The organism is Amphibiibacter pelophylacis (genome assembly GCF_037688875.1).
Classification (GTDB): domain Bacteria; phylum Pseudomonadota; class Gammaproteobacteria; order Burkholderiales; family Burkholderiaceae_C; genus Amphibiibacter; species Amphibiibacter pelophylacis.
Genome location: NZ_JAWDIE010000001.1, coordinates 99,538 through 123,900, shown reverse-complemented (window position 1 = coordinate 123,900; position 24,363 = coordinate 99,538). Strand labels below are relative to the sequence as shown.

Here is a 24,363-nt window from a genome sequence, read left to right as displayed (position 1 = left end):
ATCTTTTTGCATGCCATCTGTCAATACAAACCTCGCGTGTCACCCCAGTTAGCCGCCGAAACTTCAGGTGCAGAACATCGAGTGACGCCCAATTAGCCGGTCAGCCCCCCGCTGCTTCGGACACCAGGGCCCGGGCGATTCCCCTAGGATGAGGCCAACGATGAGTGCCCTTTGCGCCCGGCCTGCTGTGTTGCGGGCCCCCACGATCCGTGCCCGACTGCGGGGCCGCTGGGTGGCTGCGGCCCTGCTGGCGCTGGGACTGGGTCTGGCGGGGCTGCCGAACGCGGTCCGGGCAGCAGACCCGGCGGGCTTTGAGCCTGCAGGCTTTGTCGACAATCTGGGCGTGGTGCCTGCGGGCGTGACGCGGCAGCGCGGTCTGGCCACCGACCCGCAAGGGCGGTTGTGGATTCATTCCGGCAACGGCACGCTGCAGTTCGACGGCCACGCCCTGGTGCCCATCCAGGAAATTTACCCCTGGATGGCGGGCAAAACCCTGCCCCAGCCCAGTGCTGGTGGGCCCCTGGGTTTCCAGATCGATCCCCAGGGCCGCCTGTGGGTGGCCGCCGAAGACAGCGTGGTGGTCGCCGACCCGATCCACAAAGAGCTGCGCACCGTGCTCAAGCGCAGCCTGAAAGGCGGCAGCTTTGCGCTGTACCGCCAGGGCAACGCCATGGTCATCCGCGAAACAGGAGCGCCGCACACGCGGCTGTGGCAGGTGATTTTCGGGCCGCAGCTGCACCTGAGCGCACCGCTGGTGATGCCCGATACCGACGACGAAACCCGCCTGCCCGTGCCGATCGGCGTCACGCCCGGACGCATCGACGTGCTGCTGCCCGCGCTGAACGAGCGCATCGCACTGACCTCCGATGGCCGCGAGACCGCCCGTGCACCTGTGACGCCAGAGCTGGCCGCCCTGGGCCCGTGGGGCAACTTCTTCACCGCAGGCAGCAGCGCCATCCTGAGCGGCAAAACCGGCGATCTGATCTGGGACGGCCAGACGCTGCAAGAGCTCTGGCCCCGATCCACCGGCAACGCCACCCAGCAGTCCGTCGCTTACGCGGCCCAAGGCTGGATTCCCGCGCGGGGCGGGCAGCTCCCGGTGCTTCTGGCCAGCATCTCGATTGGCGAAATCAACAAGGACGCCGACGACGGAATCCGGTCCATCTGGTTCATGGACCGGGGCCATGTCGTGGTTACCGCGCCCACGGGCGGCATGGCGCCGCTGGACCGCAACGTGTATTGGGCCATCGACCAGGGCACGCTGCGGCGGCTTTATTTGCCCGGCGGTGGCTGGCATTTCCTGCGCGACACGAACGACCCGATGGATCCCAAACCCATCGTGAATGTGGACGATGTCGGGCGTCTGGTCGATGGCGATCACGGGCTGTGGACCGGCAACCGGGGCTCGCTGACCAATGGCCTGGTCACGCACTTCAGCAGCACACAGCCCGGCGTGGCGCGTTATGTGCAGCCGCCGCCGGATGGGCCGACCTACACCCTGCTCAGCGCCGGGCCGGGCCTGGCGTGCGCGCCGGCGGTGGGCAAGATCGACTGCTACGACAGCGCCGCGCGGCGCCAGAGCTATCTTTCCGTGCCGCCCACGCTGCCCGGGCTGGCGGGCCAACCCGTCGTGCCGACCTACATTGACGACAAGGCGGTTTATGCCAGCTCGAAAACCGGGCTGATCCGCATCGACCGCGCAGGCGGCGTCTGGCAGACCGCCCGCCCTGCGCCCGGCCAGCCGGGCAGTCTGCCCACGGGCCTGATCTGGTCGCGCAACGAATCGGGCGCCTCGGCCGCCGTGGGCCCCACGCGACGGCTGTGGTTTGGCGACGAGGATAAATCCCTGATCGAATGGGATGTGCAGCGCAACACCTGGCGGCGCGTGACCCTGCCCGACAGCCCACTGCTGGACGTGGGCAGCGCGCCCGTGGTGCTGGACGACCAGGGCCTGTGGGTCTGGCTGCAAAGCCGCGACCGCCTGCTGCGCTACAACCCGACGACGCGCGAGCTGCAGGCCATTCCGGGCTTGAGCAGCCAGCGCATGCGCATCACGCGCAGCGGCCGTGGCCGCCTGTGGCTGCTGGCCGACAGCGAAGTGCTGATGCTGGGCGAAGACAGCGGCGCGCTGCAGGCGCTGGATCTGCCCGCGCCGGTGCTGAAAAAGCTGGGCTCGCGCATCGCCGCCGTGGACGGACGCGTTTACGTCACCACTGGCGAAGGCCTGCTGAGCATCAACGCCGACGCCCCGCCGCTGCGCCAGGCCGTGGCGCCCCCGGATCTTCTGAAGATCGGCTGGGTTGGCACCGACCGCCAGCCGCACACTGCGCGCCAGCCCCCCCCGGCGCTGGAGCTGCACTACACCTCGCCGCTGAACGTCCGCTTTGCCACGCGCGGCACGCTGCCCGGCGACGGCGTGCAGTACCGCTACCGTCTGCGCCCCGAGGGCGACAGCAGCGCCCTGCCCTGGGTTGATCTGCCCCCCGACCAGGCCGACGCCAGCCTGAGCAGCCTGGATCCGGGCCGCTACACGCTGGAATTTGCTGCGCGCAAGGCCTGGAGCCCCTGGGTCAGCAGCCGCGCGCCGCTGGCGCTGGACGTTCAACCCGCCCCCTGGCAGACGGCCTGGGCGCGGCTGGGCATGGCGCTGACCGCGCTGCTGCTGGTGGGCGGCAGCCTGCTGCTGCTGCGCATGCGCGTGCGCGTGCGCCTCACTGCCGCGCAGCGTGTGGCGCACAACCTGGTCGCGCATGTGGGCGAAGGCATCCTGCTGCTGGACAGCCGCCAGCGCATCGTGCTGGCCAACGACGCCACGCGCCGCCTGCTGGGGCGCGACCTGAGCCCCGGCAACGCCGACCATCACCTGCAGGACGTGCTGGACGCCCAGGCCAGCGACACCCCGCTGACCCCCGTGCGCATCGAGGCCGCGCTGGAGCGCACCGGCCAGGGCCGTTTCGAGATGATCCTGCCGCCGCGCGATGCGGCCAGCCAGGAGCCGGTGATGCTGGGCGCGTCCTTCCAGCGCGTTGAAACCGAGGACGGCCAGCCCGGCTGCGCCGTGGTGCTGACCGACATCACCGCCACCAAAGCGCAGGAGCGCGAGCTGCTGCATCGCGCCCGCTACGACGGCCTGACCCAGCTGATCAACCGCAGCTACTTTGGCGTGTGCCTGCAGCAGGCCATGGCCGAGGCGCTGGCCCAGTCCGGCGCGGTGGCCTTGATTTATATGGACATCGACCACTTCCGCGACGTCAACGACACGCGCGGCCACCAGGCGGGCGACGCGCTGCTCGTCGCGCTGGCCCAGCGGCTGGACCAGGCCGCACCGTCCAGGGCCCGCATCGCGCGCTTTGGGGGTGACGAGTTCGCTGTGCTGCTGCCCTGCTCCAGCCCGCAGGCGGCCACGAATGAGGCGCTGGCCGTGGCGCACGAGCTGCACAGCGCCATCCGCCTGCCCTGGGATTACGACGGGCTGCGCCTGCAGCCCACGGCCAGCAGCGGCGTGGCGATTTATCCGCTGCACGCGCAGGATCCGGGCGAGCTCTACCAGTTCGCCGACCTGGCGCTGTACGAATCCAAGCGCCTGGGGCGCAACCGCACCGAGCTGTTCAACGACAGCCTGATGGCGCTGGCGCAGCGCCGGGTGGATCTGGTCGCAGCGCTCAAAAGCGCGATCCCGCGCGGCGAGCTGCGCCTGTTCCTGCAGCCCAAGGTGGACGCCGCGACCCTGCGCGTCAGCGGCGCCGAGGCGCTGGTGCGCTGGGCGCGCGACGGGCAGTTCGTCAGCCCGGCCGATTTCATCCCCCTGGCCGAGGCCAGCGGCCTGATCGCCCCCATCGGCTGCTGGATGCAGGACAGCGTCTGCCGCTGGCTACGCCAGCGTCTGGACGACGGGCAGCCGCTGGTCACGGTGTCGATCAACGCCTCCAGCATCGAGCTGGAGACCCCGGGCTTCGCCGCGCAGCTCCAGGAGCTGCTGGAGCGCTATCGCCTGCCTGCGAGCAGCGTCGAGATCGAAGTCACCGAATCGGCCCTGTTCCGCCACCGCGATCTGGCGATTGCCGAGATGCAGCAGCTGCGCGACATGGGCGTGGCCGTGGTCGCCGACGATTTCGGCACGGGCTACGCCTCGCTGTCCTACCTGACCGAATTCCCCTTGAGCGGCATCAAGATTGATCCGACCATCCTGCGCAGCATGGCACAGGACGAGCGCCGCCGCGCGCTGGTGTCGGGCCTGGTGCGCAATGTGATGGCGCTGGGTATGAGCGCGGTCGCCGAAGGCGTCGAAACCGAAGCACAGCAGGAGCTGGCGCGCGATCTGGGCGTCAGCTCGCTGCAGGGCTGGCTGTACGCCAAGGCCGTTCCGGCCGAACATTTCAGCGCCACGGTGGCGGCCATACAGCCGCAGCGCCCGTCCACCGTGATTCACCCGGCGCGCGTGCAGCCAGGTGCCTGATCCACAGCCTGGCCACCTGGACCGCCGGGCCCGACTTCAAAACCGCTGCGAGTAGCGCAGATAGAAGAATCGCCCGGGGATGTCGTAGGCGGCGTCAAAACTGTTCGCGTCCGCCGAATAGGCGGTCGGGGGATTGCGGCCCAACAGGTTGTTGACACCGAAGGTGATGCGCCCGTTCCAGGGCGTGCGCCACCAGGCCGAGACATCGTGATAGACGGTGGCGCCCAGCACGTTTTTATTGCCCTCCGGGTCCGAGCACAGGTTTTTATAGCTGCTCGGCAGCGTGCAGGCTTCGGTCTGCGCCGAGAAGTAGCGCAGGCCCCAGTGGGCGCCCCAGAGGCCCCGGCTCCAGCGCAGCGCGGCGTTGCTGCGCAGGCGCCACTGGTTGCCGTCCACCGTCGAATACGTGCCGACCCGGTTGATGCCGTCGCGATCCCATTCGTAGCGGCGCAGCAGCGTGCTGTCCCAGGCCAGCGCGAACTGGCCGTAGCTGCTGCGCGGAAAGCGGTAGTTCAGCCCGAAATCGATGCCGCTGGCGTCCACCGAAGCGAAGTTGGCCGCGCCCGAATACAGGCTGTCCAGGCTGCCGCCGGTGGCGCGCGTGTAGGCCTTGCAGGCTTCGTCGTTGCCGTCCTTGATGCACTTGTCCACGGTTTCCTGCGCGGACAGCGCGCCAATCACGTTGCGCAGGGAGATGCTCCACCAGTCCACGCTGAAATCCAGGCCGCGCACCGCCGCCGGGCTGGCGACAAAGCCCAAGGTCTTGCTGACCGACGTTTCGGGCTTGAGGCCCGGGTTGCCTCCCAGGGTGGCCAGCACCTGCGCGCCGTCCTGCGCATAACCGCCCACCGGCACGCCCTGGGCGTGGCAGCGGGCTTTTTGCGCATCGCTCAGGCTGGCGTACTGGCTGTCGGAGTTGCTGGCGCAAGGGTCGGCCAGGCGGGGATAGGCGTCGGACCGGCCCAGATAAAGCTCCAGGATCGAGGGCGCGCGAAAGCCCTGCGACCAGCTGCCGCGCAGCAGCAGCCCGTCGTTCACCCGCCAGGTCAGCCCGGCTTTGGCGTTGGTGGTGCTGCCAAAATTGCTGTAATGCGAGTAACGCCCGCCCAGCGAGAGGTTGACGGCCTTGGCGGCGGGCAGATCCTTGACCAGCGGCACGTCCAGCTCGGCAAAGGCTTCAGCCACGTTGAAACCGCCTTCGGTCGGGGTGCTGGCCCCCACGGAGACCTGGCCCGCCACAACGCGCGCGTCGGGCCGGTCAAAGCCCGATTCACGCCGGTATTCCAGCCCGGAGGCAAAACGCACCGGCCCGGCGGGCAGATCAAACAGCGACCCCGACAGCCCGCCGTAGGCCATGGCCAGGCTGTAACCGCGCCGCGCCTGGGTGCTCAGCAGCGTACCGCGCAGCATGTCCGGCGTCACGCTGCCCGGCCCCAGCAGATTCATGGGCACGCAGCCCGGGATGACGCTGCCGATATCGCCCGCCGTCGCCACGCAGACCGGCTGGCCGGAGGCATCGAGCATCGAAGGGCCCAGCGCCGCGTTCAGCGCAGGCAGGCTGAACTCGCCGGTGTCGTTTTGCACCATGCGGCTGCGCCCCAGGGTGATCCCGGCGTTCCAGCCGTAAGGGCGCCCGCCCCAGTCGACCTTGCCGTCCAGCTGCGCCGACACGGCCACGGTGGTCACATCCTGACGGCGGTCGCGAGGGCCCGCCTCGGTGATGCGGCGGCGGATGTCGCTGATATCCAGTCCGAAAGGGTTGTAGAGGCTGTCCTTGCTGATGGCGGTGACCCAGGCGGCTTCCTTGTCGCCGTAGGTGCCCAGAATGACGGGCGCCGCCGCGAAGCGCTGGGACGATAGCCGCCGGTTCCAGGTGCCCTGCAGCTGCAGCTGGGTCTCGGGCGTCAGGTCAAACGCCAGATGGCCAAACAGCGAGGTGCGCTCCTGGGGCGTGCGCAGATACTGGCTGGGCGTGTAGTTGTAGAGATCGGCATCGGTTCGGGCGCGCCAGTTGACACCCGATTGACCGGCATCGTAGGTGAAGGTGCCCGGGCGGCCGTCGGGGCGCGATTCCCCGGCGTCGCACCAGCCGTTGACGCGGTCCCAGGGGCCGTTGCACACGGCAAACGTGCCGCCCGGCGTGTAGGGCGAGCCCAGCGCCGTGCCCGTCCCGGCCACGGGTTCAGACGAGATCGAGCGCGCGCCCGCGCCCAGCGCCGATTCGTTGACATAGCCCAGGCCCGCCATGGCGCGCCAGCGCTCGCCCGACGCGCCCCAGGTCAGATCGAAGGCTTTTCTGGCGCCATCGCCCTGCTGGTAAGCGCCCGCGTAGGTGTTCAGCTCCAGCCCCTCCAGGTCTTTGCGCAGGATGATATTGACCACGCCACCAATGGCGTCCGAGCCGTAAATCACCGAGGCGCCATCCTTGAGCACCTCGATGCGCTCGACCGCAGCGGTCGGGATGGTGTTGAGATCGACCGCGCCGCCCAGGCCCGTGCCGCCCACCCAGCGCCGCCCGTTGACCAGCACCAGCGTGCGGTTGTCGCCCAGGTTGCGCAGGCTCAGGCGGGCTTCGCCGTTGCCGCCAAAGTTGACGCCGGAGTTCATCGTGGACACCGCCTGCGGCAGGTTTTTCAGTACATCGCCCAGGCTGCTCAGGCCCTGGGCCTGGATGGCCTCGCGGCTCAGCGTGAAGACCGGCTGCGAGGTTTCAGTGTCAATGCGCTTGATGCGCGATCCGGTCACCTCGACGCGCTCCAGCGACTTGATCTCGGGCAGCGGAGCGACTGCGGGGCTCTGGGCGAGAGTACTTGTGGCGAAAGCAGCCAGCAGGCTGGCGCTCAGGGCGGTGCGCGTGAACATGGCTCATCCTCGGACGATTTTTTATGCGCCTGATCTTGCGGGATGGCCCGCCTGGGCATGCCTCAAATAAGCCGCCTTGAGCCGGTTCAATCCCAGGGTCCATCTCCCGGGTTCTCCCCATACAGCACCGTCATTTTTATTTCTTTAAATTTTGGAAGTTATTTTTCATTTATTGCTCTGGCTTCCTATAATGGGGCGTCATGACAGGCCACAAGGCTGACACGGAGACCGACATGACTGCACCCCTGCGCATCGGCATTGCGGGCCTGGGCCGCCTGGGCTGGCGCCACGCCCAGAACCTCGCCCGCCGCGTGAATGGCGCCTTGCTGGCGGCCGCCTGCAGCCCGCTGGAAGCCGAGCGAGAGCGCGCCCGCACCGGGCTGGGCCTGCCCGCCAGCGCCATTTACGGCGATCTGGACGCCATGCTGGATGGCGCAAAACTGGACGCCGTGGTGCTGGTCACGCCCACCGCCGTGCACGCGCAGCAGACGCTGGCTGTGCTGCGCCGGGGCCTGCACGTCTTTGTCGAAAAACCGCTGGCGCTCAATGTCGCCGATTGCGAGGCCGTGGTGCGCGAAAGCACCGCGCTGGCGCAGCAGCATCCCGGCCAGGTCGCCCTGGTCGGCTTTGTGCGCCGCTTTGATCCCAGCTACGCCACCGCCATGGACACGGTGCGCGCAGGCGGCATCGGCATGCCGTTTTTCGTGCGCTCGCAGACCTGCGACCGGCTCGATCCCAGCGGCTTTTTCGTGCAGTTCGCGCCCAGCTCGGGCGGGATTTTTCTGGACTGCAGCGTCCACGACATCGATCTGGCGCGCTGGTTTCTGAGCGAGGGCGGCACAGCGCCGCGCGCCACCCGCGTTTACGCCACGGGCGTGCGCGCCATCCACCACGACCTGGCGCCCATCGGCGACGTGGACAACGGCATGGCGCTGATCGAGTTTGAAGGCGGCCGCCGCGCCGCGCTCTACGCCTCGCGCACGCACGCGCATGGTCACGAAACCCATACCGAGGTGCTGGGCAGCGCGGGCCAGCTGCTGATCGGCCAGGGCGCCGCGCGCGACCGCGTGGTGCTGAGCGACGCGCACGGCGTGCGCCACCAGGCCGTGCAGGATTTTTTCGAGCGCTTCGAGACCGCTTTCGAGCGCGAACTGCAGGCCTTCACCGACGCCTGCCGGGGCCTGATCGCGCCGCCGCTTTCGCTGAGCGACGCGCTGGAGGCCACGCGCATCGGCGTGGCGCTGCGCCAGTCGCTGGAAACGGGCGCGCCGGTGGATCTTTAATGCGCTTGCCAACGTCGTCACACCGCCTTTGTTCCTTCTGAATTCCTACCTGCTGGAGACCCCATGACCGCATCCCCCCGCATCGCCCACTGGATCAGCAACCGCCCCGCCACCGGCGGCACGCGCCACCAGAGCGTGACCAACCCGGCCACCGGCCAGATCAGCGGCGAAGTCGTTCTGGCGGACCGCGCCACCGTCGATCAGGCCGTGGCCGCGGCGCAGGCGGCCTTTCCCGCCTGGTCCGAGCTGCCGCCGCTGCGCCGCGCACGCCACCTGATGCGGTTTCTGGAGCTGATGAACCAGCGCAAGGACGATCTGGCCCGCCTGATCACGCAGGAGCACGGCAAGGTCTTCACCGACGCGCAGGGCGAGGTCGCGCGCGGCATCGACATCCTGGAGTTCGCCTGTGGCGCGCCCGAGCTGCTCAAGGGCGATTTCAGCGATCAGGTCTCAACCGGCATCGACAACTGGACGCTGCGCCAGCCGCTGGGCGTGGTGGCGGGCATCACGCCCTTCAACTTCCCGGTGATGGTGCCCATGTGGATGTACCCGCTGGCGCTGGCCTGCGGCAACACCTTTGTGCTCAAGCCCAGCCCCACCGACCCGTCGGCGCCGCTGCTGATGGCCGAACTGCTGCGCGAGGCGGGCGTGCCCGACGGCGTGTTCAACGTCGTTCAGGGCGACAAGGAAGCCGTCGATGCGCTCATCGAACACCCCGACGTGCGCGCACTGAGCTTCGTGGGCTCCACACCCATCGCCAACTACATCTACGAGACCGGCGCGCACCACGGCAAGCGCGTGCAGGCGCTGGGCGGCGCCAAGAACCACATGGTCATCCTGCCCGACGCCGATCTGGACAAGGCCGTGGACGCGCTGGTCGGCGCCGCCTACGGCTCGGCGGGCGAGCGCTGCATGGCCATCAGCGTGGCGGTGCTGGTTGGCAATGCGGCCGACCGCATCCTGCCCGCACTGATCGAACGCACGCGCACCCTGAAGGTGCTCGATGGCATGAACCTGGACGCCGAAATGGGCCCCATCGTCACCGCCGCCGCGCATCAGCGCATCAGCGGCTACATCGACGCGGGCGTGGCGGAAGGCGCACGGCTGCTGGTCGATGGCCGGGGGTTTGATGGCGCCAGGGCAGGCGCGGGCTGTGAGAAGGGCTTCTGGATGGGCGGCACGCTGTTCGACCAGGTCACGCCCGACATGCGAATCTACCGCGAGGAAATCTTCGGCCCGGTGCTGTGCTGCGTGCGCGCGCCCGACCTGGATGCCGCCATCGCCCTGATCAACGCCCACGAGTTCGGCAACGGCACCAGCTGCTTCACCCGCGACGGCCACGCCGCCCGCGAGTTCGCCCGCCGCATCCAGGTCGGCATGGTCGGCATCAACGTACCCATCCCTGTGCCCATGGCCTGGCAGGGCTTCGGCGGCTGGAAAAAGAGCCTCTTTGGCGACATGCACGCCTACGGCCCCGAAGGCGTGCGCTTTTACACCCGCCAGAAATCGGTCATGCAGCGCTGGCCCGAAAGCATCGCCGGCGGTGGCGATTTCGTGATGCCGACGTCGCAGTGAGGGGGGGTGCCTGCACCGCCGCCCGTTGACAAAAGCCCCTCTAGAGCGATCCTCGCGGGGCTTTGTGTTGAGACTGGGGGGATTTGCGGGTCAAGGTTTAGCCAGCATCCAACCTTGCGATGTGCCTTCGGTGAGGATTATCCGTGGCACTCAGGCACCGCACTCTCGTCGGGAGTGCCCCATGTGCTCAGCCAGGTTTGGACTTCCTGGCCGGTCAGGTGGCGGCCAGTTTCCCGGTAGGCCATCCATGAGGCCTGGGCCTCCTTGTGGAAACTCCCGCGGGCTTGTACGCGAACAGCCTGCTGCTCGACGCTGCCTCTGGGCGAGTTGTCGATTTCAGGAAACGTTGCCATTGTGAACCTCCTGTGCATCCATCACCCCTTGGCCAGCATCCACTCGTGCGCCGGATCGTTTTTGAAGACCCAGAAGCGCTTCGGGCCGGCCATGACGTTGAGGTAGTAGCCGTCGTAGCCGTGCGGCACGACGACGGGGTGGTAGCCGCGCGGCACCATGACCACGTCGTGGTTCTCGACCGCGCAGGCTTCGTCCAGGCTGCGGTCGTCGGTGTAGACGCGCTGGAAAGCGAAGCCCTGGGGCGGGTTCAGGCGGTGGTAGTAGGTTTCTTCGAGCTGCGTCTCGGTGGGCGGGTTCTCGACGTCGTGCTTGTGCGGCGGGTAGCTGCTGCTGTGGCTGGCCGGGGTGATGACCTCGACGACCAGCAGGTGCGCGGCGGTAGGATCGTCGTGCGGCAGGATGTCGCAGATGTAGCGCGTGTTCGTGCCCTGGCCGCGCACGCTGCGCCGCATCGTGGCCGGGTCGATCACGCGTACGGCGCGCTGCCCCGCATCCGCGCCGCCGGGGGCGCTGCACAGACCGATTTCAGCATCGCGCTGTGCGGTCACCTTCAGCGTGTGGCCTGCAGGCACGTAAACGGCGGCGGGCGAGACCTCGTCAAACACGCTGTCGCGCTGGCCCAGGGCCTTGTGCGTCTGGCCATCAACCGTCACGTCCACCGTGCCGGTCAGCACGACCAGGCAGAGTTCGCGCGTGCCGGTTTCGAGGCGCTCGGTCTCGCCCGCTGTCAGGCGCAGGGCGCGAAAGCCCACATGCGTCCATCCGGCGCGTTCGGGTGTGACGTTGACGATTTCGCGGCCGCTGGCGGCGGCTTTGGCAAGCAGGGGGCTGGTCATGGCGCGGTCCTTGTCAGAAATCAGATCAGATGAGGTCGGTTCAGTTCAGGCCATCGACCAGAGCGCGCAGCGTGTCGTAGCCTTTTTTGGCGTAAGCGTAGCTGGGCGCGACGGCCGGATCCTGTTCGGCCTCGACCACCAGCCAGCCCTCGTAGCCCGCGTCCTTGAGCACCTGCAGCGCGCCCGCGTAGTCGATGCAGCCGTCGCCCGGCACGGTGAAGGTGCCGTTCAGCACGCCGTTCAGAAAGCTCCAGCCCTCGTTGCGCGCCTGCGCAATCACGGCGGTGCGGACATCCTTGCAGTGCACGTGGATCACGCGGTGAACGTGTTTTTTCAGCAGCGCCACCGGGTCACTGGCACCGCCAAACCAGGCGTGGCCCGTGTCGAACAGCAGAAAAACCTGGGCCGGATCGGTCAGCGCCATCAGCTTGTCCACGTCGGCGGGCGATTCCACATAAGCGCCCATGTGGTGGTGGTAGGCCAGGCGGATGCCGTAGGTGTCGATCAGGTGCTGCCCGAAAGCGTTCAGGCGGCGGGCGTAGGCCTGCCAGTCGGCGTCGCTGCCAAACTGCGGGCGGTGCGACACGGGCGTGTCGATCTGGCCCTGGACGGTGCCCGCGCACTCGCCGTAAACCACCACGCGCACGCCGTTGTACTGCAGCTTGGCCATGTGCTCGCGGCAGCGCACGGTTTCAGCGGCCACGGCCTCGTCGTCGCTCAGTCCCTCGGGCACTTCGGCCAGAAAGCCCGAATACCAGCCCGACACGCAGGCCAGGCCGAACTCGTCCAGCTTGGCCTTCAGGCCAGGGCCGTCCTTGGGGAATTTGTTGCCCAGCTCGAAGCCCTCGTAGCCGATCTCGCGGCCTTCGCGCAGCGCGGTTTCCAGGGGCGTATCGCCGCCCAGCGAGGGCATGTCGTCGTTGAACCAGGAAATGGGGTTGATGCCGATGCGGACGTTCCAGCTCATGGGGTTCTTTCAGTGCAAGGGAGAAATCACAGCCGCTGCTGCTGCTGCGCGTGTTCGTAATCGCTGCGCGCCTGGCGCACGGCCTCGCGGGCCGAGACTTCCGGGATCGCCACCTCCCACCAGCAGCCGCCGTCGGTGGTGCGTGTGTGCGTGGTGTCGATGACGAGAACCTGGGTGCGCGTCGCCTGCCGCGCCTGGACCATGGCGACCTTCAGCCCGGTCACGTCTTTGACATGCACCGCATCGGCGCCCAGCGCGCGGGCGTGCAGGGCAAAGTCGATGCGGCTGGCCTCGCCGCCCGGCGCGATGCAGTCGTCCAGCATGTTGTTGAACGCCGGGCTGCCCGTCGCCGTCTGCAGGCGCTGGATGCAGCCGTAGCCCCGGTTGTCCAGGATCACCACGATCATCTTGCGGCCCAGCAGCACCGAGGTCGCCAGCTCCGAGTTGGCCATCAGGTAAGAGCCATCGCCCACGAAAACAATCGATTCCTGATCGGGCCGCGCCAGTTTGACGCCCAGGCCCCCCGCCACCTCATAGCCCATGCACGAGTAGCCATATTCCATGTGGTAATTGCCCGGGCGGGCGGCGCGCCACAGCTTGTGCAGCTCGGCGGGCAGCGTGCCCGCGGCGCACAGGGCGACGTCGTGGGTGGCGCTGTCCAGACCCAGTTCGGTGGCCGAATCGCGCACCGCACCGATCACTTCGGCGTCGTAGGGCAGCGTGTCCTGCGGGACATTCGTGGTGATGGCGCTGATGCGCTGGTTCGTGGCCGCTGCGCTGGCTTTGGCCTGAGCCGTCCAGGCGGCGTCGGCCGTCCAGCCCTGCAGCAGCGGCTGCAGCTGCTCCAGCCCGGTGCGGGCGTCGGCGACCAGCGCCTGGCCGCTCCATTTGGCCGCGTCGTAGGGCTGGACGTTCAGGCCCAGCAGCGCCGCCTGCCCGAAAAGCGCGTGCGAGCCGGTGGTGAAATCCTGCAGCCGCGTGCCCACGGCGAATATCACGTCAGCCTGACGCGCCAGATCGTTAGCGCCCGAGACGCCGTCCACCCCGATGGCGCCCAGGTTCAGCGGGTGATCCCAGGGCAGGCTGCTCTTGCCGCCGTGCGATTCCACCACCGGCACGCCGTGCGCCTCGGCGAAGGCACGCAGCGCGTCCCAAGCCTGGCTGTAGAGCACGCCGCCGCCCGCCACCAACAGCGGCCGCCTGGCGCCGCGCAGCAGTTCGGCCGCGCGCTGAAGCTCGGCCGCATCGGCGGGCGGGCGACGAAAGCGCAGCACCTCGGGGGCCAGGAAGCTGTCCGGGCAATCGAAGGCCATGGTCTGCACGTCCTGCGGCAGCGCCAGACAAACGGGGCCGCAAGCAGCCGGGTCGGTCATCACCTGAATGGCGCGGGGCAGCGCGGTCAGGATCTGCTCGGGGCGGGTCAGGCGGTCGAAATAGCGCACCACGGGGCGGAAGCAGTCGTTGGCGCTGACATCGCCCTGGCCGAAATGCTCGATCTGCTGCAGCACCGGATCGGGCCGCCGCGTGGCGAACACATCGCCTGGCAGCAGCAGCACGGGCAGGCGGTTGACATGCGCCACCGCCGCCGCCGTGACCAGGTTGGTCGCGCCCGGGCCGATGCTGGTGCTGACGGCCATGATGCGCTCGCGAAAACTCGCCTTGCTGTAGGCGATGGCGGCGTGCGCCATGGTCTGCTCGTTGTGGGCGCGGTAGGTGGGCAGCGGGTGCGCCGGGTGATCACGCTGCGCCGCCAGGGCCTCGCCCATGCCCGCCACGTTGCCGTGGCCAAAAATGCCAAACACGCCGCCGCAGTAGGGCAGCACGCGGCCGTCGTGGGTTTCGATGCGCAGCGCAGCCAGGTGCTGGACCAGCGCCTGCGCCATCGTCAGTCTTTGGGTCGTCATGTCAGGATCTCCTTCAGGTCGGCCAGCGGGGGGCGTTCAGGCGCTGCGGCTGCGGCGGGCGCGCCAGGCGTCGACCAGCACGGCAAAACGCGCGGCCACGGCCTGGATCAGCGCATCGTCGCCGATCTCGCCCGCCAGCCACTGCTGCGCAGGCTCGGCCCACAGCGTACGCCCGACCATAAAGCCTTTGACGATGGGGTTGGTGGCCTGCGTGAAGCTGTTCACCAGAAAATCCAGCGGCTGGTTCAGCCCCAGGATGACCGCGCCCCGGCAGTGCGGATCGTGCCGCGCCACCTTGTCGGCAAGCGCCTGCCAGCCGGCCGGCTGCATGGGCGCCAACTTCCACCACTCCGGGCGCACGCCCAGGTTGTAAAAGCGCTGCACGGCGCGCAGCACGGCCTCGTCGGCCGTGCCGTCTGGCGTCAGGGCCGGGGGCGGGATCAGTTCCAGCAGCAGCTCGTGGCCGCTGGCGCGCGTGGCTTCCCACAGCTCGAGAACGCGCGCTTCCTGCTCCAGGCGCAGGGCGATGTCGTCGTCCGGGTGATAGTGAACCAGGCATTTGAGCACCTGCTCGGTCGGCCACTGCACCAGCGCGCTGCCCACCGAGCGCGTGCCGTCAAAACGCAGCGGACGCGATCCGGGGCGCTCGATGGGGCGGCCCACCCACCAGCCGCGCCCGGTGGCGCTGGCCAGGGCGTCGCGGCCGTAATCGCCGCCGTCGATCAGCACGCCCATATGGCCCTGCAGGCCGTGGCTGGTCTCGACCTGTTCGGCGGCGCGGACCAGGCACTGCTTGAGCGCGGGAATGCGCGCCTCGCTGGCGCCCGCGCTGCGCGCCAGGTCGTAAAACTGCGCGCGGTGGTCAAAAGCCATGACGCACAGATCGTCCCAGACCGGCCGCGCCGCGCTGACGCGGTGCAGGTGCGAAAGCGTTTTGTCCGCATCGACTTTCGGGTTGCGCTGGCCGCTGAACCAGTGCGCCAGCTCGTCGGGCGTGGGCATGGCGGCCGAGCAGGCGTGGCGCGACACCACGATGGCGCCGCAGGCGTTGGCCACGCGCGTGGCTTCGGGCCAGTCCTTGCCCTGCAGCAGGCTGGCCAGCAGGCCGGACAGGAAAGCGTCGCCCGCGCCCAGCACATTGAGCACCTCGACGCGCTCGCCCGGATAGGTCGGCACGTCGGCGATGTCGTGCGGAATCTCGCCCTCGATGACGCAGCAGCCCAGCGGCCCGCGCTTGACCACCAGCGTCGCTTCAGGGCAAATGGCACGCACGGCGCGCAGGCTGGCGACCAGATCGTGCGCCACGCCGCCCGCGATGAAAAACTCTTCCTCGGTGCCGACCAGCAGATCAAAGAGCGGCAGCGACGCCTGCAGCTGGCGCGTCACCGCCGCGTTGTCCACGAAGCGATTCTCGCCCGCGCCGCGCCCGGTCAGGCCCCACAGCACGGGCCGGTAATCGATGTCCAGCACCGTCACCGCGCCGTGGCGGCGGGCGAATTCGAGCGCACGGTGGGCGGCGGCGCGCGTGCCGTCGGTGGACAGGTGCGTGCCAGTGATGGCCAGTGCGCGGCATCCGGCGATGAAGTCTTCGCTGATCTGCGCAGCGTCCAGCGCCATGTCGGCACAGTTTTCGCGCACAAAAAGCAGCGGGAAGGTGTCGCGGTCTTTCAGGCCCAGCAGCACGAGGCCGGTGAGGCGATCCGGATCAATCTGCACCTGGCGGGTGTCGCAGCCCTCGGCCTGCAGCGTCTGCAGCAGAAAGCGGCCCATCTGCTCGTCGCCGACGCGCGAAATCATCGCACTCCTGCCCCCCAGCCGCGCCACGCCAAACGCCAGGTTGCCCGAACTGCCGCCCAATGTTTTGGACAGCGTGCGCGCGTCTTCCAGGCCACTGCCGAACTGCTGGGCGTAAAGGTCTACGGCCAGGCGGCCGAGGCAGGCGAGGTCGTGGGTGCGGTTGGTGGGGAATCGGAGTTTAGGCATCGAACTGGCGCTCGCTCTGGGGCAGATGGGGTGGCAGTCTAGGACAAACGCATCAGAAAAGAAATAAAATTTTCTTAGTAAAAACACTTAGAAAATTTTTTCAACAAGAACCCATAATCTGTCTTGTCATCTGTCCATGCCTTTCGATGAGCGCAAAACCGACATACACACCCTTGGAGACCGTAATGAAAAAACTGATTCTTGCCTCCGCCGCCACCGCCGCCCTTCTGAGTCCGCTGGCGGCTCACGCCGAGAAAATTGGTCTGGCCATGGCCGAGCTGGACACCTTTTTGACTCTACTCAAGAATGGCACTTTGGACGCCGCGAAAAAACAGGGCGCTACTGTGCAAGTTGAGGACGCTCAAGCGGATGTGGGCAAACAGCTCAGCCAGATCCAGAACTTCATTGCCGAAAAGGTCGATGCCATCATCGTCAATCCGGTGGACACGGACGTCACGCCCAAGATCACCAAAATGGTCACGGACGCGAAAATTCCTCTGGTCTACGTCAATCGCAAGCCGGTCGATTTTGAGAAGCTGCCTGCTGGTGTGGCCTTTGTCGCCTCAGACGAGAAGGTCTCCGGCACATTGCAGACCCAGCAAGTCTGCAAACTGCTTAAAGGCAAAGGCGACCTGCTCGTACTGATGGGCGACCTGTCCAACGAAGCAGCGCGCACCCGCAGCAAAGATATTGAAGACGTTGTGGCAACCAAGGAATGTTCGGGCCTGAAGATCGTCGACAAGCGCGAAGGCAAGTGGAGCCGCACCAGCGCCCAGGACATCACCACCAACTGGCTGTCATCAGGCGTGAAATTTGACGCCATCATCGCCAACAACGATGAAATGGCTCTGGGCGCCATCAACGCCCTCAAGGCCGGTCGCAAGTGGACGCCAGCAACCATCGTGGCAGGCATTGATGCCACACCGGACGCTCTGGTTTCGATGAAAGCAGGCGACCTGAAGGTGACCGTTTTCCAGAACGCCGCAGGACAGGGCGCAGGCGCGGTGATTTCGGCGCTCAAGCTGGCCAAGAAACAGCCGGTGGACCGCTTTGTCAACGTGCCTTTTGAGCTGGTCACGCCCGAGAACCTGAGCAAGTACACCGGCAAGAACTGATCTCCGGACTGTCGCGGCGGGGTGGGTCTGGCGCCTGCCCTGCGTCCCTTTCCCAGTCTGGAGCCTGCTTTATGTCCACCGCCACCCACCTGGAGCCCCCTCCCTCACGCCATACCCATGTGGCAGCCCCGCTGCTGGAGATCAGTGGCATCCGCAAAACCTTCCCTGGCGTGGTTGCGCTGGACAAGGTGCAGTTCGCTTTGAAAGCCGGGACCGTCCACGCCCTGATGGGTGAGAACGGCGCAGGCAAATCCACGCTCATGAAAATCATCGCGGGCGTTTACATCCCCGATCAAGGCGAGATAAGGCTCAAAGGCCAGCCCGTGGTGCTGCGCTCGCCCATTGACGCACTCAGTCAGGGCATCGCGATGATCCATCAGGAACTCAACCTGATGCCGCACATGACCGTGGCCGAAAATGTCTGGATCACACGCGAACCCAAAAACCGCTTCGGCTTTGTCGATCACGCCGCACTAAAGGCGCAAACCGAGACACTGTTTGCACGACTGAACATCGACATCGACCCGCTGGCAGAAATCCAGACCCTGTCCGTGGCCGCGCGCCAGATGGTGGAGATCGCCAAAGCTGTGTCGTGGAACTCGGACGTGCTCATCATGGACGAACCCACTTCAGCGCTCACCGAGAAAGAAGTGGATCACCTCTTTCGGATCATCCGACAGCTGCGCGAACAGGGCAAAGGCATCATCTACATCACGCACAAGATGAACGAGCTGTTCGAAATCGCCGATGAGTTCTCGGTATTCCGCGACGGCCAGTACATCGCCACCTGCGCTTCCAGTGAAGTCACTCGCGACGACATCATCAAGATGATGGTCGGGCGCGAGATTACACAGATGTTCCCCAAGGAAACCGTGCCCATCGGCGACGTGGTTCTATCGGTGAAAAATCTGGGTCTGAAAGGGGTCTTTGAAGACGTTTCATTTGACATTCGTGCAGGCGAAATCCTGGGGCTGGCTGGACTGGTTGGCTCAGGCCGGTCCAACGTCGCCGAGACATTATTTGGCGTCACTCCCGCAACCAGCGGCCAGATCAGCATCCGGGGCCAGACGGTAAACGTTGACAAGCCCGCAACCGCCATGCATCACGGCATGGCCTTCCTGACCGAAGATCGCAAGGACACCGGCTGCTTCCTGTGTCTGGACATACAAACCAACACGGAAATGGCGGTACTGAACCAGCGCTACGTGAACGCACTGGGCTTTGTCCAGGGGGCGCAGTTAGCTCGCGACGCCACAGAGATGTCCCAGAAGCTGCGCGTCAAGACACCCGACATGCAGGAAACCATCCAGAACCTGTCGGGCGGCAACCAGCAGAAAGTGCTGGTGGCGCGCTGGCTGCTGACCCAACCGTCCATCCTGATTCTGGACGAGCCCACGCGTGGCATTGATGTCGGTGCCAAGGCCGAAATCCACCGTCTGGTCTCCGAACTGGCCGGCCAAGGCGTCGCCATTCTGATGATTTCCTCCGAAATGCCTGAAGTCCTGGGCATGAGCGACCGCGTGGCCGTCATGCACCAGGGCCGCATCACCGGCATTCTCGACCGATCCGAAGCCAGCCAGGTCAGCGTGATGGACCTGGCCTCCCGATAACCCGACGAGGTTTTCCAATGAGCAATGACGTTGCCCAAGTAGCCCCTGGACTCAACTCCGCCCCCCGATTCAAAATCCCGCAGGAGGCCAGTATTTTTGCCGTGCTGGTGGGCATATGCCTGATGTTTGAAGTACTAGGCTGGGTGCTCAACGGCCAGAGCTTCATGCTCAACCCGGAGAGGCTTCAGATCATCATCCTGCAGATGGCCGTGATCGGCATCATCGCTATCGGGGTCAACCTGGTCATCATCACCAGCGGCATTGATCTGTCATCCGGCTCCGTGGTAGCGGCATCGGCTGTGGTTGCCGCTAGCCTCGCGCAGGTATCGGACTTCCCGCGTGCGGTGTTCCCGGCGTTGACCAATCTGCCCATCCTGTGGCCCATTCTGGCCGGAGCAGGTATCGGCCTCATCGTCGGCCTGATCAACGGATCACTGATCGCCTACACAGCCATCCCGGCTTTCATCGCCACACTGGGCACAATGGTCGCAGCACGCGGTTTTGCCAAATGGTTCACCGGCGGCATGCCCGTGTCCATGCTGACCGACAACTTCGCGTGGATAGGCTCCGGCGCAAATCCGGTCTACCTTTTCCTGATCCTGGCGGTGATTTTCCACATCGTGCTGCGCTACACGCGCTTTGGCAAATTCACTTACGCCATTGGCGCCAACCGGCAGGCAGCCATCGTCTCGGGCATCAACGTCAACCGTCACATCATCTGGATCTACACCATCGCAGGCACGCTGGCCGGTATTGCCGGCACAGTGACTGCGGCGCGCGCCATTTCCGGCCAGTCGAGCATGGGCGTGATGTACGAGCTGGACGCCATTGCGGCCGTCGTTATCGGTGGCACCTCGCTGGCGGGCGGCAAGGGCCGCATCACCGGCACCGTGATCGGCGTGCTCATCCTGGGTGTGATGACCTCAGGCTTCACATTCATCCGCATCGACGCTTACTACCAGGAGATGGTCAAGGGCGTGATCATCGTTGCAGCGGTGGTGGCGGACCAGTACAGGAACCGCAAAGGTCGCGCCTGAGTTTCCTCTTTTATCCTCACTGAATTAAGAGTCGCCTTTTGGCGACTCTTTTTTTCGCCGCTGCCTGTCAAACGTTGGCCAAGGTGTGAACCAGAAACGGCAGCGCTGCCTGCAGCCTGCTGTCTGCCTGCGGCGCGCACACCGCGGCGGCCATGGCCTCGCACAGGCGGGTGGACATCCACTCACAAGGGTGTGAGAGAAGCACAGTGACGCAGCCGTCCAGCATGGCCTGACGAGTCACCTCGGTGAGATCGTGACAGACCACAATCAGGTCAGGTCTCGCGGCCTCGCGCAGTGCGTCAATCACGCCCTCCACGCCGCCGCCGGCCACGTATACACCCACCAAGTCAGGGTGTAGATGTAGCAGCTCCTGCGTCGTGGCGCGCGCCAGCCCCACGTCTTCGAGGCTGACCAGGGATTCAAGCACCTGAAAGCCCGGCGCGCTTTCGCGCAGCCAGGAGCGGAAGCTCACCTCGCACTGCTCCTGGCACAGGTAGCGGTGACTGCCAAGGATGAGCCCCAGCTTGCCCTGACGGCACAGGCGCGACATGGTCCAGGCTGCCGTTTGGCCGACTTTCCGGTTGTCCACCCCTACATAGCCGGCCAGAGAGGGCGCGGTCAGGTCCGAGACCAGCGCGAACACTGGCACGCCCCGAGCACTCACCGCCTCCACGGCCTGTGTGATCTGCGGGTGGTCTGCCGCGACCACTGCCACCGCGTCGCAGATCTGGCCCAGCTCTGCGAGGCGCTGCGCCACGCGGCGTGGTGTCAGGTCGTCCAGAAAGCTCAGCACGGGCTGGGCGCCGGGCTTGGGCAGACCCCGCACGGCCGCCCGCAGCGCAGCACCCAGCGCCCGATAGAAGGGCGAATGCGCGCTCTGCAGCACGAAACCCAGCGTGAGCGGGCGGGCCTGCTCGCCCAAACGTCGGCGGATCAGCCCCGCGCGGCGAAAGCCCACAGCCTCGGCGGCCGCTAGCACGCGCTGCGCGGTGTCGGGACGAACCGGCGCGCGCCGGTTGATGACGCGGTCTACCGTGGCCACGCCCACGCCCGCCTCGCGGGCCACGTCGGCCATAGTCGGCTCAGCGCTATGCGGCTTGTTCATGATGGTTCTATCAAATTTTCAGTCTGGCCGTGATCGCACTGATATGCGAAGGAGCCAAATCGTTGATTTTAAACTGCTAAAAATCAACAATTCGCACCTGACTGAATGCTCTGCCGACGGTTGGCCCGAGACATACAAACCATCAGAGTAATGATAGACGCGACCCGCAGGAGATATCCCCATGAAATCGCCCTTGACCCGTACATGTTCCGGCCCCTGAGCCTGGAACAACTGCCCCGGGCCACCCAAGAGCGCATGACTGATTTCAAGTTGCAAGGCCGCGATGCGTGCCGAATTGCTGCGCTCCCTTGACAAATTTCCGCGCCGCCGAGCGCCTTCCTTTTCAGAAATTTCCATGAGCATCCACATCATGAGTGCGCCCTGCTGCTGGGGCGTTGACGACGTCAGGAACCCACACCTGCCGCACTGGACCAGCGTACTGAGCGAGGCCAGCCAGGCCGGCTACCAAGGGCTGGAACTTGGCCCCTATGGCTATATGCCGCTGAACATCGGCACCGTCTCGGCCGAGCTGGACAAGCATGGCCTGCGCATTGTGGCCGGCACGATTTTTGACGATCTGGTGGCATCCTCCAACGGCGAGAACCTGATCCGCCAGACACATGAAATTTGCACGCTGATCCGCCAGCTGCCCAAGCTGCCTACCGAAGAAGGTCAACGCTTTGCCGCACCCTACCTGGTGGTAATGGACTGGGGCCACGACGAACGCGACTACGCCGCGGGCCATAGTGAGCGCGCTCCGCGCCTCTCAACCGGGCAGTGGGACACTCTGGTCGGCCACATCCGCGACATCGCTGAGTTGTCGTGGCAGACCTACGGCATCCGCAGCGTCATTCATCCGCATGCGGGTGGATATATCGAATTCGCCGACGAAATCGACCGGATCATGGCGGATATCCCCCACGAGGTGGCCGGGCTGTGCATCGACACCGGCCACAGTTACTACTCGGGAATGGACCCCGCCACCTGGTTGCGCAAGTACGCGCACCGCATCGACTACGTGCACTTCAAGGACATTGACCGCACTGCCCTCGACACCGTGCTGGCCAAACGCATCCGCTTCTTTGAAGCCTGCGGCGAAGGCGTGATGTGTCCCATCGGCCAAGGCGCTCTCAACTACGACGGCATTCGCCAGACGCTCGCCGACATCGGCTACCAGGGCTACATCACGGTCGAGCAGGAGCGCGATCCGTGCAACAAGGGCTCGGTCATGAACGACGTCAGGGCCAGCCGGGACTTCCTTCGCAGTGTGGGTTTCAACTGAAAGAGCTCATCATGATCAACGGAGAAAACCTCATCCCCGTCGCCATCCCCTGGGCCATGGTTGGTGGCGGGCGCCAGAGCCAGATCGGCTACATCCACCGTTCGGCGGCCCTACGCGACGGCGTGTTCAAGCTCGTGGCCGGCGCCTTCGACATCGACGCCCAGCGCGGACATGATTTCGGCGTCGCCATCGGTGTAAACGCCGAGCGCTGTTACGCCGACTATAAGACGATGTTTGCGGCCGAAGCTCTGCGCCAGGACGGCATTCGGGCCGTCTCCATCGCCACGCCCAACGGCACGCACTTCGCTATCAGCAAGGCCGCGCTCGAAGCAGGCCAGCATGTGGTCTGCGAAAAACCGTTGTGCTTCACCACGGCCGAGGCCGAAGAGCTGCGCGCGCTGGCCACTACAAAAAACAAAGTCGTCGGTGTAACCTATGGCTACGCGGGCCACCAGCTGATCGAACAGGCACGCGAGATGATCGCGGCCGACGAGCTGGGCGAGATCCGCATCGTGCAGATGCAGTTCGCGCACGGTTTCCACAACGAAGCGGTCGAAGCCGCCAACCCCGCCACGAAATGGCGCGTGGACCCGAAGATGGCTGGTCCGAGCTACGTGCTGGGCGACATCGGCACGCATCCGCTCTATCTGAGCGAGGTGATGCTGCCACAGCTCAAGATCCAGCGCCTGATGTGTTCGCGCCAGAGCTTCGTCAAGAGCCGTGCGCCGCTGGAAGACAATGCTTTCACGATCATGGAGTACGACAACGGCGCGGTGGGTTATGTGTGGTCCTGCGCGGTCAACGCCGGCTCCATGCATGGCCAGAAGATCCGCGTGATCGGCAGCAAGGCCAGCATCGAGTGGTGGGACGAAAGGCCCAACCAGATGACCTTCGAAGTTCAGGGCAAGCCTCTGCAGGTGCTGGAGCGCGGCATGGGTTATCTGCACCCTCGTGCACTGGCCGACGACCGCATCGGCGGAGGCCACCCCGAAGGCCTGTTCGAAGCCTGGTCCAACCTGTATGTGCGCTACGCACAGGCTATGGCGGCAAGCGACCGTGGCGACAAGGCAGCCCTTGCCGAGCTGCACTACCCAGGAATCGAGGCCGGCATCGAAGGCGTGCGCTGGGTCGAAAACTGTGTGCGCTCGGCCGACGCGGGCGCGACCTGGGTGGACTACAGGTGAGGCATTACGCCGCCACTCTCTCCCTCAGCCAGCCCATGCTGTCAGCCAGCGCGGACTGCGGGTCAGCGAGTTCCTGCACTTCTGCAGCAAAGGGTTCGAAGCTGAAGGGGCCACTGTACCCGGCAGCGATCAGAGCACGGATCTGTTCAGCGTTGCCGAGCCGGTCGCGGTCATCGACCAGCACGCGGTGGGCGTCCAGCATGTCGCTGACTGCCACGTCTTTGTCGGTTACGCCGGAGATATGGACCAGACCGGTCCACGCGGGGAAGAATTCAGTCTCGCCCGCCAGGTGGTGGTGGAAGGTGTCGTGCACCAGTTTGAATCGGCCTTCGCCACCGGCTGCCTGGATCGCCGCGATGGCATCGGCCTTGCGGCGCAGGGAGGACACCGGAAAGCCCAAGGGCTCGACCAGGCCGCTGATACCGCGCGACTCCAGAATGGGCTTGATGGCCTTGAGTGCGTTCACCACGTCGGCCTGGGAAACCGGCGTGCCGTCGTTCAGAGGACACATGACCAGCGCCTGCGCGCCACACGCGGCGGCGTAATCGGCCAGCTTCTCGGTCTGGGCACGGCGCTCGTCGTTCCACACGTTGAAGGGGTAAAGCGCATTGATCGACAGCAGGGTCACTTCGGCCACCTGCGCGGCAGCCTTGACATCAGCCGGCGCCAGTGTTCCGACCACATTGGGTGTGTCGTTGCGGATCTCGACATCACGTATGCCCAGGGCGCGAGCCATGGCAAAGAACTCGGCGGGAGACTGGCTTGGCGCCAGGATATGGCTTAGGGAAAAGCGCATGGGATTCTTTCTGG

General features: G+C 66.1%; 15 protein-coding genes. 8 read left to right on the top strand and 7 right to left on the bottom strand.

The annotated features are described in order from the left end of the window. Window positions 1-160 precede the first annotated feature (160 nt). A complete protein-coding gene (locus tag RV045_RS00540; RefSeq protein ID WP_423233804.1) occupies window positions 161-4,456 on the top strand; it encodes an EAL domain-containing protein in 4,296 nt (1,431 codons plus the stop codon). Window positions 4,457-4,492: 36 nt separating this feature from the next. On the opposite strand, the gene RV045_RS00535 is transcribed toward RV045_RS00540, so the two are convergent. Beyond that, a complete protein-coding gene (locus RV045_RS00535; RefSeq protein WP_423233803.1) occupies window positions 4,493-7,318 on the bottom strand; it encodes a TonB-dependent receptor plug domain-containing protein in 2,826 nt (941 codons plus the stop codon). Between the two features lie 233 nt (window positions 7,319-7,551). On the opposite strand from RV045_RS00535, the gene RV045_RS00530 reads away from it, so the two are divergent. Next, window positions 7,552-8,601 carry a Gfo/Idh/MocA family oxidoreductase gene (locus RV045_RS00530; RefSeq protein WP_423233802.1) on the top strand — a complete coding sequence of 350 codons (1,050 nt, stop codon included), beginning with the start codon at window positions 7,552-7,554 and terminating at the stop codon, window positions 8,599-8,601. A 63-nt stretch (window positions 8,602-8,664) separates the two neighbouring features. Beyond that, complete coding sequence (locus tag RV045_RS00525) at window positions 8,665-10,176, top strand: CoA-acylating methylmalonate-semialdehyde dehydrogenase (RefSeq protein WP_423233801.1); 1,512 nt, start codon at window positions 8,665-8,667, stop codon at window positions 10,174-10,176. A gap of 374 nt (window positions 10,177-10,550) precedes the next feature. Here the strand turns inward: RV045_RS00525 and iolB are convergent, their stop codons facing one another. The 4 genes from iolB to RV045_RS00505 are packed head-to-tail and all read right to left on the bottom strand — an operon-like array spanning window position 10,551 to window position 16,220. Continuing rightward, window positions 10,551-11,366 carry a 5-deoxy-glucuronate isomerase gene (gene iolB, locus RV045_RS00520; protein WP_423233800.1) on the bottom strand — a complete coding sequence of 272 codons (816 nt, stop codon included), beginning with the start codon at window positions 11,364-11,366 and terminating at the stop codon, window positions 10,551-10,553. A 40-nt stretch (window positions 11,367-11,406) separates the two neighbouring features. Then, a complete protein-coding gene (gene iolE, locus RV045_RS00515; protein WP_423233799.1) occupies window positions 11,407-12,333 on the bottom strand; it encodes a myo-inosose-2 dehydratase in 927 nt (308 codons plus the stop codon). 26 nt (window positions 12,334-12,359) lie between these two features. After that, entirely contained in the window at window positions 12,360-14,237 is a 1,878-nt protein-coding gene (gene iolD / locus RV045_RS00510) for a 3D-(3,5/4)-trihydroxycyclohexane-1,2-dione acylhydrolase (decyclizing) (RefSeq protein WP_423233798.1), read from the bottom strand. 36 nt (window positions 14,238-14,273) lie between these two features. Beyond that, on the bottom strand, window positions 14,274-16,220 hold the full coding sequence (locus tag RV045_RS00505) for a bifunctional 5-dehydro-2-deoxygluconokinase/5-dehydro-2-deoxyphosphogluconate aldolase (protein WP_423233797.1): 1,947 nt from the start codon (window positions 16,218-16,220) through the stop codon (window positions 14,274-14,276). Between the two features lie 185 nt (window positions 16,221-16,405). On the opposite strand from RV045_RS00505, the gene RV045_RS00500 reads away from it, so the two are divergent. From RV045_RS00500 to RV045_RS00490, 3 genes are all read left to right on the top strand, one after another. Next, window positions 16,406-17,335 carry a sugar ABC transporter substrate-binding protein gene (locus tag RV045_RS00500; RefSeq protein ID WP_423233796.1) on the top strand — a complete coding sequence of 310 codons (930 nt, stop codon included), beginning with the start codon at window positions 16,406-16,408 and terminating at the stop codon, window positions 17,333-17,335. 71 nt (window positions 17,336-17,406) lie between these two features. Then, on the top strand, window positions 17,407-18,945 hold the full coding sequence (locus RV045_RS00495; protein ID WP_423233795.1) for a sugar ABC transporter ATP-binding protein: 1,539 nt from the start codon (window positions 17,407-17,409) through the stop codon (window positions 18,943-18,945). 17 nt (window positions 18,946-18,962) lie between these two features. Further along, the gene (locus RV045_RS00490) at window positions 18,963-19,982 is read left to right on the top strand and encodes an ABC transporter permease (RefSeq protein ID WP_423233794.1); all 1,020 of its coding nucleotides are present in this window, start codon (window positions 18,963-18,965) and stop codon (window positions 19,980-19,982) included. A gap of 67 nt (window positions 19,983-20,049) precedes the next feature. Here the strand turns inward: RV045_RS00490 and RV045_RS00485 are convergent, their stop codons facing one another. Next, a complete protein-coding gene (locus RV045_RS00485; RefSeq protein ID WP_423233793.1) occupies window positions 20,050-21,087 on the bottom strand; it encodes a LacI family DNA-binding transcriptional regulator in 1,038 nt (345 codons plus the stop codon). A gap of 355 nt (window positions 21,088-21,442) precedes the next feature. On the opposite strand from RV045_RS00485, the gene RV045_RS00480 reads away from it, so the two are divergent. After that, window positions 21,443-22,369, top strand: a complete 927-nt coding sequence (locus RV045_RS00480; RefSeq protein WP_423233792.1) for a TIM barrel protein — start codon at window positions 21,443-21,445, stop codon at window positions 22,367-22,369. A gap of 11 nt (window positions 22,370-22,380) precedes the next feature. Then, on the top strand, window positions 22,381-23,553 hold the full coding sequence (locus RV045_RS00475; RefSeq protein ID WP_423233791.1) for a Gfo/Idh/MocA family protein: 1,173 nt from the start codon (window positions 22,381-22,383) through the stop codon (window positions 23,551-23,553). Between the two features lie 4 nt (window positions 23,554-23,557). On the opposite strand, the gene RV045_RS00470 is transcribed toward RV045_RS00475, so the two are convergent. Then, a complete protein-coding gene (locus RV045_RS00470) occupies window positions 23,558-24,349 on the bottom strand; it encodes a TIM barrel protein (protein WP_423233790.1) in 792 nt (263 codons plus the stop codon). Between the last annotated feature and the right edge of the window lie 14 nt (window positions 24,350-24,363).

Excerpts from the sequence above, each read along its gene's own strand:
- RV045_RS00525 (WP_423233801.1), top strand. The coding sequence starts at position 8,665 with ATGACCGCATCCCCCCGCATCGCCCACTGGATCAGCAACCGCCCCGCC.
- RV045_RS00480 (WP_423233792.1), top strand. The coding sequence starts at position 21,443 with ATGAGCATCCACATCATGAGTGCGCCCTGCTGCTGGGGCGTTGACGAC.
- RV045_RS00490 (WP_423233794.1), top strand. The coding sequence starts at position 18,963 with ATGAGCAATGACGTTGCCCAAGTAGCCCCTGGACTCAACTCCGCCCCC.
- iolE (WP_423233799.1), bottom strand. The coding sequence starts at position 12,333 with ATGAGCTGGAACGTCCGCATCGGCATCAACCCCATTTCCTGGTTCAAC.
- RV045_RS00495 (WP_423233795.1), top strand. The coding sequence starts at position 17,407 with ATGTCCACCGCCACCCACCTGGAGCCCCCTCCCTCACGCCATACCCAT.
- iolD (WP_423233798.1), bottom strand. The coding sequence starts at position 14,237 with ATGACGACCCAAAGACTGACGATGGCGCAGGCGCTGGTCCAGCACCTG.
- RV045_RS00470 (WP_423233790.1), bottom strand. The coding sequence starts at position 24,349 with ATGCGCTTTTCCCTAAGCCATATCCTGGCGCCAAGCCAGTCTCCCGCC.
- RV045_RS00540 (WP_423233804.1), top strand. The coding sequence starts at position 161 with ATGAGTGCCCTTTGCGCCCGGCCTGCTGTGTTGCGGGCCCCCACGATC.
- RV045_RS00535 (WP_423233803.1), bottom strand. The coding sequence starts at position 7,318 with ATGTTCACGCGCACCGCCCTGAGCGCCAGCCTGCTGGCTGCTTTCGCC.
- RV045_RS00485 (WP_423233793.1), bottom strand. The coding sequence starts at position 21,087 with ATGAACAAGCCGCATAGCGCTGAGCCGACTATGGCCGACGTGGCCCGC.
- RV045_RS00505 (WP_423233797.1), bottom strand. The coding sequence starts at position 16,220 with ATGCCTAAACTCCGATTCCCCACCAACCGCACCCACGACCTCGCCTGC.
- RV045_RS00475 (WP_423233791.1), top strand. The coding sequence starts at position 22,381 with ATGATCAACGGAGAAAACCTCATCCCCGTCGCCATCCCCTGGGCCATG.
- iolB (WP_423233800.1), bottom strand. The coding sequence starts at position 11,366 with ATGACCAGCCCCCTGCTTGCCAAAGCCGCCGCCAGCGGCCGCGAAATC.
- RV045_RS00500 (WP_423233796.1), top strand. The coding sequence starts at position 16,406 with ATGAAAAAACTGATTCTTGCCTCCGCCGCCACCGCCGCCCTTCTGAGT.
- RV045_RS00530 (WP_423233802.1), top strand. The coding sequence starts at position 7,552 with ATGACTGCACCCCTGCGCATCGGCATTGCGGGCCTGGGCCGCCTGGGC.